Genomic DNA, 13,257 nt, shown 5'->3' on the forward strand with positions numbered 1-13,257 from the left:
GGTGGTGCAGAACGGGATCCACCTGCTCGTGCTGCTGGCCGCGGTGTTCGCGGTCGCGTGGCTGGGCCGGCGCCTCGCGCGGCTGCTGCGGATGCCCACCGTGGTCGGGGAGATCGCGCTGAGCATCCTGCTCGGACCGGTGCTGCTGGCCGCGTTCGGCAGGGGCGTGTTCACCGCCGTGCTGCCCGCGGCCGTCACCGGTCCGCTGAAGCAGGTCGGTGAGGCGGGGCTGGTGCTGTTCCTCGTCGGCGTCGTGCACCACCTCGACCGAGGTGCGGGCGGGTGGCGCGGCCGGGCGCTGGGCCGGATCAGCCTCAGTGCGTTCGCGGTGCCGCTGCTGACCGGTCTCGTCTTCGCCGCCTGGGCGGTCTGGCTGGCACCAGCGGACGTGCGCGGCACCGCACCTGCCACCGCGCTGGTGATCATGCTCGCGGTCGCCATGTCCGTGACCGCGGTGCCGGTGCTCGCGCGCATCCTGGAGGAGCGCTCGGACCTGGGGCGGGCCTCAGCGCTGTCGATGATGGCGTCGGTGCTGATCGACACGCCGGCCTGGTTGCTGCTGACCGTCGCGCTCGGGCTCGCCGCCGGTGGTCTCGGCGGCGTGTGGCTCGCGTTCGCGACCATCGCCGCCGGCGGCCTCGTCGCGTGGGCCGGGCACCGGGCGCTCGGCTCGGCACCGGCCGAGGCGTTCGCCGCCGCACGGCCGCGCACGACCGCGCTCGTCCTCGCCGTCGTGGCGCTCGGTGCGGGAACGGCGGTGCACTCGCTCGGCCTCACGGCCATCTTCGGCGCGTTCCTCGTCGGTCTCACGGTGCCGGGGACCGAGGCGTGGTCGCGGGTCGTCACGCTGGTCAGCGGCGTGGGCCGGGCGTTCGTGCCGGTGTTCTTCGTGGTGGCCGGCGCGACGCTGTCCACCAGCGGGGTCTCCGCGTTCCCGTGGGTCGGCGTGGTGCTGGCGGTCGTGCTCGGCGTCGCGGGCAAGGTCGGCGGCGGGTACGCCGGTGCGCGCTGGGGCGGCGAGGACCGGGTCACCGCTCTGCGGGTGGGCGTGCTGGTGAACACCCGCGGGCTGACCGAGATCGTGGTGCTGCAGGTCGGTTTCACCGCCGGCCTGCTCACGCCCGGCCTGTTCGTCGCCCTGCTGGTGATGGCGCTGGTGACCACCGCGCTCACCGGCCCGCTGCTCGACCTCGTCACCCGGCGGGTCGGCGCGGCCCGAGAGGAGGTCCCGTTGTGAGCACCCAGTTCCGCTCGCTGATGGCGGCGTTCCCGACCGGTGTCGCGGTGGTGACCGCCTTCGACCGGGACGGCACGCCGTGGGGCATGACGGTGTCGTCGTTGTCGAGCGTGTCGCTGGACCCGCCGACGTTGCTGGTGTGCCTGCGGTACCTCAGCCCGACGCTGGACGCGTTGGTGCACAACGGTTCCTTCAGCGTGAACCTGCTGCACGACGGTGCCAGGCCGGCCGCGGAGCTGTTCTCGTCGGGCGACCCGTCGCGGTTCGAGCGGATCTCCTGGGAACGCCCGGAGTCCGTCGGCGGGCCGCACCTGGTCGACGACGCGCACGCCGCGGCGGACTGCGAGGTCGACCACATGCACCGCACCGGCACGCACGTGGTGGTGTTCGGCAGGGTGGCGCGGGTCGTGCACCGGTCGGCCGCGCAGCCGCTGCTCTACGGCCTGCGGCAGTACGCCTCCTGGCCGCAGATGGCGTGAGGAAGGGCCCCTGCCGCGGCAGGGGCCCTTCCTCGTCGTGCGTCAGTGCGAGCCGAGCAGCCACTCCGCGGTCACCCGGATCGCCGGGGCCTGCCAGTGCGCGTCGACCGGCGGGCTGATCTCGACCAGCCGGCTCGGGCAGGTGAGCGCCTCCACCGCGGTGCGCGACGAGGACACCGGCACCGCGGTCGGGCCGGTGCCGTGCACGACGAGGGTCGGGGCGGTGACCACCGGCAGCACGCCGCGCGGCTGCAACCAGAAGACCTCGTTCAGCATCGCCCTGCCGACGACGAACGTGTCGGAGACCCGCAGGTGCCCGTCGGCGAGCAGCGCGCGTGCCGCCTCCTCGCCCAGGAAACCGCGCGACCACGCGGGGTGGGCGTCGGCGAAGTGCTCCTGGTAGTCGATGAGCGGGTTGTACAGCACGACCTTCGCGACCTCGTCACCGCGCCGTGCGGCGTACCCGGCGGCGACACCGCCGGTCAGGCCGGTCGCGACGAGCGCGGCCGGACCCGCACCCACGTGGTCGCGCAGGTGTGCCAGCGCGGCGCTGATGACGTTGAGCAGACCGGACAGGCTGAGCTCCTGCTGGGTGCCCTCGCTGGCGCCGTGGCCGGGCAGGTCGACGCGCAGGGTGGCGACGCCGAGCTGGGCCAGTTCGGTGGCGAGCCGCAGGTAGAACCCGCCCTGGTCGCGGTCGGAGCCCTCGCCGTGCAGCAGCAGGGCCGTGCACCGCAGCTCTCCGGCGGGCAGGACGGTGGTCGCGGCCAACCGCAGGCCGTCGTGTCCGCGCACAGTGGTCGTGCGCTGGTCGAGATCAGCGGTGCGCACTGGCATGCCAGGCCTCCTCACGAGAGTTTGCCCCAGTGTCGGCGGTGGACGGAGCACCGCGCGCCCGTGACCGCGGAAACCGTTGTGTCGTGCGGTATGAACGGGTGAGGCCGGGGTGCGCTGGGGGATGTGGGGCCGTCCGCGGGAGCGCGACGATTCAGCCATGAGTCCGGTGCACACGAACGTACTGTCGGGCGTACCCCACTGGCAGCAGCGGCCCAAGCGCGTCACCGTGCTCGGCGCGGGGGTCGCCGGCCTGGTCGCGGCGCACGAGCTGGAGCGGCTGGGCCACAGCGTCCAGGTCCTGGAGGCACGGCTCGCGGTCGGCGGCCGGGTGCGCACGCACGGTTTCGTCGGCAGGGGCCCGCTCGCCGAGCTGGGTGCCATGCGCATCCCCGCCTCGCACCACCGGACCATGCAGTGGATCGACCTGCTCGGGCTGAGCGACCGGGTGCGGCAGTTCCGCACGCTGTTCTCCGACGACGCCAGCTACCTGGAGACCCGCTCCGGGCACTTCCGGGTGCGCGAGGCCACGAAGGTGCTGGTCGAGGAGTTCCGCGAGGGCCTGCCGCCCGGCGAGTACCGGGAGGAGTCCGTGCTCGCGGCGGCCTGGCTGACCGCCAGCGTCAACGCCGTCGCGCCCGGCGCGTTCCGCACCACCGTGCACAGCGACCTGAACCTCGAGCTGCTGGACCTGCTCGACGGCATCGACGTGCGGCCGTTCCTCGCGAGCACCGGCGGGGTGGAGCGGGTCGACGTCAACCGGTTCTTCGCGGGCAACCCGAAGTTCGCCGCGCGCAGCCGGCTCGCGCACTTCTTCGACGACATCACCGTCGAGACGTCCTCCGCGCTGTTCCGGCTGGAGGGCGGCATGGACCAGATCCCCGTGCGGCTGGCCGAACGCCTGCGCGGCCCGGTGCACCGCGGCCGCGAGGTGGTCGGCCTGCACGTGCGCCCGGACGGCGTGGTCGTGGAGACCCGGCGCGGCCTGGACGTCGTCGCGAGCCAGTGCGACTACGTGCTGTGCACCGTGCCGTTCTCGGTGGTGCGGCGGATGCGGCTGAGCGGGCTCGACGACGACAAGCTCGCGACCGTGCACGACATGCAGTACTGGCCGGCCACCAAGGTCGCGGTGCACTGCCGGGAACCGTTCTGGGAGAGCGACGGCATCAGCGGCGGCGGCTCGTTCACCGGCGGCCTGGTCCGCCAGACCTACTACCCGCCGGTCGAGAGCGACCCGCGGCTCGGCGCGGCCCTGCTCGCCAGCTACACCATCGGCCCGGACGCGGACGCGCTGGGGCAACTGCCCGCACAGCAACGCGAACGCGTGGTGCTGGACGAGCTGAGCCGCATCCACCCCGAGCTCAAGGCGCCGGGGATGGTGCTCGACGTGGTGACCCAGGCGTGGGGCGAGGACTTCTCCAGCATGGGCGCCGCGTCGGTGCGGTGGAGCAAGGACGTCGCGACCTCCGAGGAGGAACGGGCGCTGGCGGCCGCACCGCAGGGCACGCTGTTCTTCGCCGGTGAGCACTGCTCCACCTACCCGGCCTGGATCGAGGGCGCGATCGAGTCCGGTCTGGCCGCGGCGCAGGAGATCCACGCGGCCACCCCGCTCGAACGCCCGCTGGCGGCGTCCGGCTACCGCCGCATGCGCGGTGGTGCGGCATGAACGACGGCACGAGCCACGACGCGAACCGCGGCATGAACGACGGAACGGACCACGGCGTGAGCCGCGGCATGAACGACGGCACGAACCGCGGCGCGCACCACGGCACGAGTCACAGCACGAACATCGAGGAGAACACCGTGCTCGACACCGAGGTCGTCATCGTCGGCGGCGGTCCGACCGGCATGGCCACCGCGCTGGAGCTGCGGTCCCGCGGCGTGGACTTCGTCCTCGTGGAAGCCGGTGACGGCAGCGTCAGCCACCCCAAGGTCTCCAGCATCGGGCCGCGGTCCATGGAGTTCTTCCGCCGCTGGGGCATCGCCGACGACATCCGCCACTCGGGCTGGCCGGAGGACCACCCGCTGGACTGCGTGTGGACCACCCGCATCGGCGGCCACGAGCTGTTCCGGCTGGACCGCCACACGATGGGCACCCGCCCCGACTTCCGGCACACCCCGGAACCGGACGCGATCTGCCCGCAGCACTGGCTCGGTCCGTTGCTGCGCAAGGCGGTCGGCGTGCACCCGGACGGACCGGTGCGGATGAGCACGCGGCTGGAGTCGTTCACCCAGGACCCGGCCGGTGTCCTCGCGGTGCTGAGCGACGGCACGTCGGTGCGGTCGCGGTACCTGGTCGCGTGTGACGGCGCGAGCTCGCCGATCCGCAAGCAGCTCGGGATCGCCGCCCCGCCGGTGCACGACACGCTCGTGTTCCGCAACATCCTGTTCCAGGCGCCGGAACTGCGTGAGCGGCTGGGGTCCGCGGTCGCGAACTTCTACTACCTGATGATCTCCTCGGCGCTGCGGTTCCCGGTCCGCGCGCTGGACGGGCGCGGGCTGTACCGGCTGACCGTCGGCCTGCAGGGGTCGCCGGAGTCGACGCAGGACGCCGAGACGCTGGTGCGCACGGCGATCGCGTTCGACACGCCGGTGGAGGTGTTGTCCGACAACGAATGGCACCTCGTGCACCGGGTGGCGGAGAACTTCCGCTCCGGGCGCGTCTTCCTCGTCGGCGACTCGGCGCACACGCTGTCGCCGTCGGGCGGTTTCGGCATGAACACCGGCATCTGCGGTGCCGCCGACCTCGGCTGGAAGCTCGCAGCGGAACTGCGCGGCTGGGCCGGACCGGGTCTGCTCGACAGCTACGCGCTGGAACGTCAGCCCGTGGCGTTCGAGGGACTGGAGGAGGCCAACCGCAACCTGGAACGGGCGATGCGGCGCGAGGTCCCGCCCTTCCTGAACGACGACACCCCGCAGGGCGCGGCGATGCGGGCGAAGATCAGCGAGGGCCTTCAGCGCGGCGGCGTGGCCCGCGAGTTCGACGCGCCGGAGATCCACCTCGGCTTCACCTACGCCGGGTCACCGCTCGTGATCGACGACCCCACGGCCGAGAACGTCGAGGACCGCAGGCCCAACACCCGGCCGGGTTCCCGCGCACCGCACGCGTGGGTGAAGGAGTCGATGTCCACATTGGACCTGTTCGGGGACGGGTTCGTGCTCGTGCACTTCGCAGACTCCGACCGGCTCGGCGAGTTCACGGCGGCGTTCGAGTCGCGCGGAATCCCGTTCAGCGCGGTGCGGCTGGACCAGCCGGAGATCGCGCAGGCCTACGAGCGGCCGTTCGTCCTGGTGCGGCCGGACGGGCACGTGGCGTGGCGCGGCACCGAGCTGCCCGCGGACGCCGGTTCCGTGGCGGACGTCGTGCGCGGAGGTGCGCGGTGAAGCCGTTCTCGTTGCGGGACTGGTCGGACGCCGACCTGCGCGACCCGTTCCCGGTGTTCGCGCGGTACCTGGCCGCCGGACCCGTGCACTTCGCGGACGGCACCTGCTACGTGTTCGGCCACGACGCCGCCGTGCAGGTGCTGACCTCCTCCGCGTTCGGCCGCCGTTCCCCCTCGGGCGGGGGCAGTCCGGTGACGCGGTCGTCGGCGTTGCGCACGATGGTCGAGAACTGGCTGGTGTTCCTCGACCCGCCGCGGCACACCGAGCTGAGGTCGGTGCTGACCAAGGAGTTCTCGCCCTCGGTCGTCACGAACCTCCGGCCGCGGATCGCCGCCATCGCCGAAGAGCTCCTGACCGGCCTGCCGATGACGTTCGACCTGGTGGAGCGGTTCGCAGCCCCGCTGCCGATCCTGGTGATCTCCGAGCTGCTCGGCGTACCGCGCGCGGACTGGGGGTGGCTGCGCGCGATGGCCGTCGACCTCCAGCAGGCCAGCAGCGTCCGCGCGGCGGCCAACCCGGACGCGCACGCCGTCGCCGACCGCGCCGCCCAGGAGCTGCGCGACTACTTCCTGACACTGGTGGAGAAACGCCGGTCCGACCCCGGCGACGACCTGGTGTCGCTGCTGGTGTCGGCCCAGACGCGCGGCGAACCGCTGTCCTCGGACGAGATCGTCGGCACCTGCGTGCACCTGATGACCGCCGGGCACGAGACCACGACCAACGTCCTGGCCAAGTCCGTGCTGGCACTGGCCGCCCGCCCGGCCGCGCTGGCCGAGCTGCGCCGCGGCGTGACCCCGGCGGCCGTCGAGGAGCTGGTCCGGTTCGACCCGCCCGTGCAGGCGGTCGGCCGCTGGGCCCACGAGGACGCCGTCGTCGCGGGCTACCCCATCCCGGCCGGCGCCAAGGTGATGGTGGTGCTCGGTGCGGCCAACCGCGACCCCGCACGGTTCACCGCACCCGACTCGCTGCTGTTCGACCGCCCCGGCGGCCGCAACACCGGCTTCGGCCTCGGCATCCACTACTGCCTCGGCGCCACCCTCGCCCGCGCCGAGCTGGAGATCGGCCTCGGCCTGCTCCTGCCCGCGCTGGGCGGCTTCAGCACGGGCGAGGTGGAGTTCCCGCACGACATCGTGTTCCACGGCCCGCACCGCGTGGTCGTGACGCGGCGCGGCTGATCACCTCCTGCGGCCGGCGACCAGGGCGGCGCCGGCCAGCAGGGTCAGCACGCCGAAGGCGATGGTGACGGCGATGCCGAGGCCGAGGACCTGCGAGCCCACGTTGCCGATCAGGAAGAAGACGAGTGCGGTCCAGAGCAGGGCACGGGTCGCGCTGTTGTTCGTTCGGGTGTTCGTCATGCCGGAAACGCTAGTGACCAGGGGGTTCCGTGAGGATCCCGCCAGCTGCCGGGTTCGGGGTGGAGCAGGCTCCACCTCACCCCGGCTGCCGGAGCAACCTGCGCCCCCACACCACCCCGGCCGCCGCCAGCACCAGCCAGGCCGCCCCGGCTGCGACCGACCGGGGTGAGCCGAGGTCGAGCACGGCGTCACCGAGGAACGCGGCCACCAGCGTCGTGGGCACCAGCCCGATCGCGGTGCCCAGCCCGAACGACACCGGCCGCACCGCCGTGACGCCGGCGCCGTAGTTCGACGCGGCGAACGGCACGACGGGCAGCAGCCGCAGCACGACCGTGGCCGCGAGCCCGTTCGTGGCGAACACCTCGTCCAGCACCCGCAACCGCCCGCTGCCCAGCCTGCGCGCCACCGCCTCGCGTCCCAGCAGGCGACCGGCCCAGAAGGAGATCAGGGCACCCGCGGTGAACGCGACGACCGCCAGCGCCGCACCGGTGACGACCCCGAACAGCAGCCCGGACACCGTGGCCAGGACGGGTTTGGGGAAGAACAGCGGCGTGCCGAGTGCCCCGAACGCCAGGAACGCGAGCGGTGCCCACGGGCCCAGCGCCCGCATCGACGTGCGCAGCTCGGCCACGTCGGGCAGGTCGGCCAGCGCGGCGGTGACGACGAGGGCGACGACCAGGACCGCCAGCACCAGGGCACGCACGTCACGCATGGAGGCTCTTCTCACCCGGTGCCGATCTCCTCGTCGGTCAGCCCGGCCACCACGGCCTCGGCCGGCGCGACCAGCTGCTCCTGCCCGACCGGCGACATGGCCCAACTGTGTCAGAACGTCCAGACCGCGTGCCTGCCCGGGCCCACGACCAGCGTGGAGTTGCCGATGCGCTCCTCGTGCCGCGCGACGCCGCGGTTCAGCGCGAACTCGATCCGCTTGAGCCCGGTCTGGCCCATCCGCACCTTGTCGAACCGCATGGTGGTGCCGCCGCGCAACGCCGTGACGCCACCGGCGTCGGCCTTGAGCTTGAACCCCCCTGCCCGCAGCAGCGGCACGGTGCTCGCGAAGTCCCGTTCGGTGACGGCGAGCCGGACGAACGTGATGTCGCGCATCAGGCGGTCGCGGTAGTTGTCCGGCAGGTAGCGCTCGCGGCCGACGTCACCGGGATAGCGGGCGGGCTGGGTCTGGCCGCGCGGGTCGGCGAAGTACTCGTCGCGGTACTCCATCGCCCACGCGCCGAAGCGGTCGTACTGCTCGAAGCCGAGCACCGCGTCGAACCACGGCACCGGCACGTGGTCGCCGAAGTCGCGGGTCTGCACGAACTCGAACGGCGGCACACCGGAGGCGGCCAGGCGGGAGCGCACGGCCGTGATGTCGCCGTCGTGCTCGGTCGACAGGCCCAGGCCCGCCGAGCCGAGCAGGCCGTCCTGGCCGGGGACGTCGCCGACGCCGAAGATCTCCAGGTAGGTCTCGCGGCCGCGCAGGTAGCGGCCGGTCCACACCTCACCGCCCGCGCCGGTCGTGGTCCGGACCTCGAAGTCGGCGAACGCCCTCAGGTAGGCGGAGTGCTCGACCGCGTCGGCCGTGACGCGGTCGTAGGTGCCCCACGCGTGGTTGTAGAAGAGCAGCTGCCGCTCCCCCGCCTGTGCGGTCCCGCCGGACACCACCGCGAGCAGTGCGGCCAAGATCATGGATACCGTGCGCCGAATCCCCATGGTGGGATCGTAGGAAGACCCGCTCGACCCGGACTCAAGTCAAACCAAGGGGGAACAGTTGCCGGACGCCAGCTGGCCGGTCCTCGCTCCGCTGCTCCAGGCCGCGACCGCGGGACGTGACCTGCTCGACGACACCCTCCGCCGCCTCGGGCCGGACGCGGTCACCGCGGCGCTGCTGGCCGAGATCGGCGAGGTGGAGCACGACGTCCGCCTGGACCTGCACTTCGACGGCGTCACGACGAGCCACTTGCGCACCGGCGCCGACCTCGTCGTCTCCCTGGACCTCGCCGACGCCGTCCGCACCCTCTACGGCACCGAGCGGCGGTGGCCGAGCCTCGCGGTCAGCACCCCCTCCGCCGGGCTCGACGAGGGCGGCGTGGGCGCGTGGTTCCGCGGCCGCCGCGACTACCCGGCGGCCGTCGAGGCGGTGCTCACCGCGCTGCGCCCGCCGCAGGAGGACCTCGGCGCGCTGGCCGTGCGGTTCGGCTCGGACAAGTGGGGCGACCTGCACTGGTACACCCAGCACTACGAACGCCACTTCGCCCGCCTGCGCACCGAACCGGTGCGGGTGCTGGAGATCGGCATCGGCGGCTACGACGACCCGGACAGCGGCGGTGCCTCGCTGCGGATGTGGCAGCGCTACTTCCGGCGCGGCCTGGTCCACGGCCTCGACATCACGGCGAAACCCGGCGTGACCGGCCCGCGGATCACGACCGTGCAGGGCGACCAGTCCGACGCGGCGTTCCTCGACGCGCTGGGCACGCGGCTCGGCCCGTTCGACGTGGTGATCGACGACGGCAGCCACCTCAACGACCACGTGCGGACGTCGTTCCACGCCCTGTTCCCGCACGTGCGCGCCGGCGGGCTGTACGTGGTCGAGGACCTGCAGACCGCGTACTGGCCGAGCTGGGGCGGCGCTCCCGACGGCGGCGTCGGCACGTCGATCGGGATGCTGAAGTCCTTCGTGGACGGCCTGAACCTGGCCGAGGTGGCCGACCCGCGGGTGAACGGCGGGTACGTGCAGCGCAACATCAGCGGGATCTCGTTCCACCACAACATCGCGTTCGTCGAGAAAGGACTCAACGCGGAAGAGGGCGGTCCGGAGTTCCTGCGGACGCTCTGCTGACCGACGGCGGGTACCACGCGCTTCGGCGTGCTCACCGGCGGGTGCCAGCGCCGGTCGGCCCGCAGCACCTGGTGCACCAGCACCACGTCCGGGCGGGCACGGGTGCGGCCCACCGGTGCTCCGGTTGCAGCGCCTCCACCACCCGGAGCACCCGCCAGGACAGGTCCTGGCGGGTGAGGTCCACCCCGGTGCCGGGTACGGCGTGCAGCCACACCGCCTGCCGGGCCACTCCTCCGCCGCCGCGTTCGGCGACGGTCCTGGCGAGCCGCTCCAGCCGGTCGACGAACAGCCCGCCGCCGTCCGTCAGCTGTCCCCGATGTGCCCTCAGCGCGATCCGGCGCGCCTTCGCGATCCCCACCGGGACAGTGAACCCCGGATCACGGGATCCAGTGGTTGCCGCTCACCGTGATCATCACCTGCAGCTGGATGCTCGCGCCGAAGTAGGTGTCGGTGTTGATCGGCGTGGCGAGCATCTTGGCCCACAGCGCGTCCAGCCACGCCTGGCTGCCGGGGTCCGTGGTGGCCGCGACCGCGAACGGCGCCACGAACGCCGCGTCGCTGCCGCTGTTGATCTGCGTGCCGCTGAGCTGGTAGCCGATCGCGATCCTGCCGGGGTCGCCACCGGTCTTGCCCTTGATCCACGAGTTGAGCTTGCGGGCCGCTGCCAGCGACTTCGCGTCACCGGTCAGCGCCGCGTCCGCGCCGATGCGCCACGGGTCGCGGCACGCGTTGTACCAGTACTTGCCGTCGGTCGCCGCCTCCTCCAGCATCTCGCCGACGGCGGGCTTGGCCGTGGAGTTCGTGTCCTGCACGAAGTCCGGCAGCAGACCGGTGCCCGCCGCGTAGTTGGCCTGCAGGTTCGCGATCAGGTCCTGGTGCTTCGCGCGGATCGTGTCCCACGCCGCGTCACCGGTCGCCTTGCGGAACGCCCGGAAGTGGTCGCTCATCCAGTCCGACGACCGGGAACCGTAGTACTGCCTGCTGTTGCCCGAGGTGGACCAGTCGCCCATGAGCAGCAGGTTCGTGTTCGGGTTGACCAGGCTCTTCTTGATGGCGCCGATGTTCTTCAGCGCGATCTGCCGGTAGTTGTAGGTGCCCGCGCTGCCCCACTGCCGGTCGGCGAGCAGCAGGCCGTAGGCGGTGTCCATGTCGCCGTCGGTCGCGCTGTCGCTGCCGTTGACGCTGCGGCAGGCGGTGTCCTGTTCGGACGCGAGCAGGTCGGGGTTGTTCGCCGACGGGTGCGCGAGCTTGTACTTCAGCAGGCCGTCGAAGATCTTCTTCGCGTCCGGGTCGGCGCCGGCCATGGTCGCGGTGATGACCATGCCGTAGCCCTGGGCCTCGGCCACGTACGGGAACGCCGCGTCCGGCGAGATGACCTGGTACCAGCCGTTGCCGCAGTTCTGCTTCACGAACGCCGACTTCCAGCGCTGGTAGTAGTCGACGATCTTCGCGTCCAGCGCCGACGTGCTGCCGGAGGGCCGCAGCACCCCGGCCGCGTACGGGGTCTGCCTGCTGCCGAACGGGTAGCCGAGCCCGGACGACGGCGGTGACGTGGTGGTGGTCGGCGGTGTCGTCGGCGGGGTGGTGCCGTCCGCGCTGCCGTAGACCTCCAGCTCCCACAACGAGTAGCCGTACGCCGTGCCGCGGGCCGTGCCGTAGACCCGCACGTACCGGCCGGAGCCGGACACGGTCAGGTCGTCGGTGCCGCCGTCACCGGAGCTCGTCGAGTAGACGTCGCTCCACGCCGAGCCGTCCGGTGAGGTCTGCACGCGGTACGCCCTGGCGTACGCGGCCTCCCAGCTCAGCCTGACCCGGCTGATGGCGTGGGTGGAGCCGAGGTCGACCCGCAACCACTCCGGGTCGTGCCCTTCCACCGACGCCCAGCGGGTCGACGTGCTGCCGTCGACCGCCTTCGCCGCCTCGAACCCGGTCCCCTCGGTCGAGGAGGCCAGCACCGCCTTGCCGCGGGAGACCAGCGGGTCCGCCGCCGACGCACTGGTCACCCCCGCGATGAGGAGACCGAGCACGAGCCCGACCGCCCCGACTGCCGTCGTCGTCCTGCCGCCCACGACCGCCTCCAGCAAATGGTTAACAAAGCTGACAATGCGAGTGGTTGGCGACGCTAGGCAGGTCAGCGGCCTCGGACAAGGGTCAGGACCGGTTGTTGCGCGTTCGGACAGTGCTCAGCCTCTGGCGCTCAGCCTCTGGCGCCCAAGTCCCAGACCCGCCACCCTTCGACGCCGGCCGCAGACGCCCGACCGCCGAGCAGCCGACTCCGAACGTCCGGCCCCGGACGTTCAGCCCGCCCAGACCGCCCGCACGGCTTCGGCGACCGACTCCGCCTGGGCGTACCCCGCCTCGGCCGCGGGTCGCCGCCGGGCCGGGTCCAGCAGGTTCTTCCCGATCGCCGCGAGCGCCGCGGCGTCGGGGCTGAGCACGATCGACGGCACGCCCAGCCGCTCGGCCTGCGCCTGCGGGGTCGCCGCCTTCGACATGGCCCGCGCCAGCGGCGCCACCACGACCACCCGCTCGCACCCGGCGGCGAGGTCCACGTTGGCCACCGACCGCATCCCGCCGTCCATGTACCGGCGGCCACCGATCGTGACCGGCGGCCACACCAGCGGCACCGCGCAGGAGGAGGCCACCGCGTCCACCAGCGGCACCCCGCTGTCCCGGTCGAAGGCGACGAACCGGCCGTCGGCGGTGTCCACGGCGGTCACCTTCAACGCGCGTTCGGGCCACTCCCTGGTGGACAGCCGGCTCTCGAACACCGCGCGCCGCGACTCCTCCGACGGCGTCGACGCGCGCAGCGCCGCCCTGCCCAGCCGGGCGCGTTTGACGGCGCCGGAACCGGGTAGCGCGTGGGAAAGCGCGTACCGCGCGATCATCCAGCCGGTCAGCCTCGCCGGCAGCTCCCCGTCCGGCGGCAGCAGCTGGCTCGCGTACAGCTCGTCCGGCGCGACCCCTCCGGCCAGCTGGGTGGCGACGACCGAACCGGCCGACGTCCCCACGAGCAGGTCCGCCGCCGCCAGGTCGATCCCCCGCTCGGCGAGGCCGTGCAGAAGGCCTGTCTCCCAAGCGATCCCGGTGACACCGCCACCGCCGAGCACCAACGCGCGTCCGCCAGTCATCCGA

Annotated in this window: 13 protein-coding genes; 6 read left to right on the forward strand and 7 right to left on the reverse strand. The window is 72.7% G+C overall.

Translation table 11 applies throughout. The annotated features are described in order from the left end of the window. Position 1 precedes the first annotated feature (1 nt). Together ACZ7CF_RS00960 and ACZ7CF_RS00965 are read left to right on the forward strand one after the other, a co-directional pair. Complete coding sequence (locus tag ACZ7CF_RS00960; protein ID WP_470368489.1) at positions 2 to 1,237, forward strand: cation:proton antiporter; 1,236 nt, start codon at positions 2 to 4, stop codon at positions 1,235 to 1,237. Then, positions 1,234 to 1,716 carry a flavin reductase family protein gene (locus ACZ7CF_RS00965; RefSeq protein ID WP_360387684.1) on the forward strand — a complete coding sequence of 161 codons (483 nt, stop codon included), beginning with the start codon at positions 1,234 to 1,236 and terminating at the stop codon, positions 1,714 to 1,716. Before ACZ7CF_RS00960 ends, ACZ7CF_RS00965 begins: the two co-directional genes overlap by 4 nt. A gap of 42 nt (positions 1,717 to 1,758) precedes the next feature. Here the strand turns inward: ACZ7CF_RS00965 and ACZ7CF_RS00970 are convergent, their stop codons facing one another. After that, the gene (locus ACZ7CF_RS00970; RefSeq protein WP_360387681.1) at positions 1,759 to 2,553 is read right to left on the reverse strand and encodes an alpha/beta hydrolase; all 795 of its coding nucleotides are present in this window, start codon (positions 2,551 to 2,553) and stop codon (positions 1,759 to 1,761) included. A gap of 166 nt (positions 2,554 to 2,719) precedes the next feature. Here ACZ7CF_RS00970 and ACZ7CF_RS00975 point away from each other — a divergent pair, with 166 nt between their 5' ends. Genes ACZ7CF_RS00975 through ACZ7CF_RS00985 form a run of 3 tightly spaced genes read left to right on the forward strand, consistent with a single transcriptional unit; the run spans position 2,720 to position 7,109 of the window. Further along, a complete protein-coding gene (locus ACZ7CF_RS00975) occupies positions 2,720 to 4,216 on the forward strand; it encodes a flavin monoamine oxidase family protein (protein WP_360387679.1) in 1,497 nt (498 codons plus the stop codon). Beyond that, positions 4,213 to 5,934, forward strand: coding sequence for an FAD-dependent monooxygenase (locus ACZ7CF_RS00980; RefSeq protein ID WP_470368490.1), 1,722 nt, complete (start codon positions 4,213 to 4,215; stop codon positions 5,932 to 5,934). Before ACZ7CF_RS00975 ends, ACZ7CF_RS00980 begins: the two co-directional genes overlap by 4 nt. After that, entirely contained in the window at positions 5,931 to 7,109 is a 1,179-nt protein-coding gene (locus tag ACZ7CF_RS00985) for a cytochrome P450 (RefSeq protein ID WP_470368491.1), read from the forward strand. Before ACZ7CF_RS00980 ends, ACZ7CF_RS00985 begins: the two co-directional genes overlap by 4 nt. On the opposite strand, the gene ACZ7CF_RS00990 is transcribed toward ACZ7CF_RS00985, so the two are convergent. From ACZ7CF_RS00990 to ACZ7CF_RS01000, 3 genes are all read right to left on the reverse strand, one after another. Continuing rightward, positions 7,110 to 7,289, reverse strand: a complete 180-nt coding sequence (locus tag ACZ7CF_RS00990; RefSeq protein WP_360387671.1) for a hypothetical protein — start codon at positions 7,287 to 7,289, stop codon at positions 7,110 to 7,112. Between the two features lie 76 nt (positions 7,290 to 7,365). Next, positions 7,366 to 8,001: a TVP38/TMEM64 family protein gene (locus tag ACZ7CF_RS00995; RefSeq protein ID WP_470368492.1), complete on the reverse strand. Its 636-nt coding sequence runs from the start codon at positions 7,999 to 8,001 to the stop codon at positions 7,366 to 7,368. Positions 8,002 to 8,111: 110 nt separating this feature from the next. Continuing rightward, entirely contained in the window at positions 8,112 to 8,996 is an 885-nt protein-coding gene (locus tag ACZ7CF_RS01000) for a DUF5829 family protein (protein WP_470368493.1), read from the reverse strand. A 58-nt stretch (positions 8,997 to 9,054) separates the two neighbouring features. Between ACZ7CF_RS01000 and ACZ7CF_RS01005 the strand changes: the two genes are divergently transcribed. After that, positions 9,055 to 10,122: a methyltransferase domain-containing protein gene (locus ACZ7CF_RS01005; RefSeq protein WP_470368494.1), complete on the forward strand. Its 1,068-nt coding sequence runs from the start codon at positions 9,055 to 9,057 to the stop codon at positions 10,120 to 10,122. Between the two features lie 31 nt (positions 10,123 to 10,153). Here ACZ7CF_RS01005 and ACZ7CF_RS01010 read toward each other — a convergent pair whose 3' ends face one another. The 3 genes from ACZ7CF_RS01010 to ACZ7CF_RS01020 form a co-directional block, all read right to left on the reverse strand. Then, positions 10,154 to 10,480, reverse strand: a complete 327-nt coding sequence (locus ACZ7CF_RS01010; RefSeq protein ID WP_470368495.1) for a hypothetical protein — start codon at positions 10,478 to 10,480, stop codon at positions 10,154 to 10,156. 19 nt (positions 10,481 to 10,499) lie between these two features. After that, positions 10,500 to 12,191 (reverse strand): glycosyl hydrolase family 8, encoded by a 1,692-nt coding sequence (locus ACZ7CF_RS01015; protein WP_470368496.1) that lies wholly within the window; start codon positions 12,189 to 12,191, stop codon positions 10,500 to 10,502. Between the two features lie 228 nt (positions 12,192 to 12,419). Then, complete coding sequence (locus tag ACZ7CF_RS01020) at positions 12,420 to 13,253, reverse strand: patatin-like phospholipase family protein (RefSeq protein ID WP_470368497.1); 834 nt, start codon at positions 13,251 to 13,253, stop codon at positions 12,420 to 12,422. Positions 13,254 to 13,257 lie beyond the last annotated feature (4 nt).

It is taken from the genome of Lentzea sp. NPDC036955 (genome assembly GCF_055608005.1).

What these genes read in the sequence shown, in the direction of transcription:
- ACZ7CF_RS00990 (WP_360387671.1), bottom strand. Translation starts at nt 7,289, where the DNA reads ATGACGAACACCCGAACGAACAACAGCGCGACCCGTGCCCTGCTCTGG.
- ACZ7CF_RS00980 (WP_470368490.1), top strand. Translation starts at nt 4,213, where the DNA reads ATGAACGACGGCACGAGCCACGACGCGAACCGCGGCATGAACGACGGA.
- ACZ7CF_RS01000 (WP_470368493.1), bottom strand. Translation starts at nt 8,996, where the DNA reads ATGGGGATTCGGCGCACGGTATCCATGATCTTGGCCGCACTGCTCGCG.
- ACZ7CF_RS00995 (WP_470368492.1), bottom strand. Translation starts at nt 8,001, where the DNA reads ATGCGTGACGTGCGTGCCCTGGTGCTGGCGGTCCTGGTCGTCGCCCTC.
- ACZ7CF_RS01020 (WP_470368497.1), bottom strand. Translation starts at nt 13,253, where the DNA reads ATGACTGGCGGACGCGCGTTGGTGCTCGGCGGTGGCGGTGTCACCGGG.
- ACZ7CF_RS00970 (WP_360387681.1), bottom strand. Translation starts at nt 2,553, where the DNA reads ATGCCAGTGCGCACCGCTGATCTCGACCAGCGCACGACCACTGTGCGC.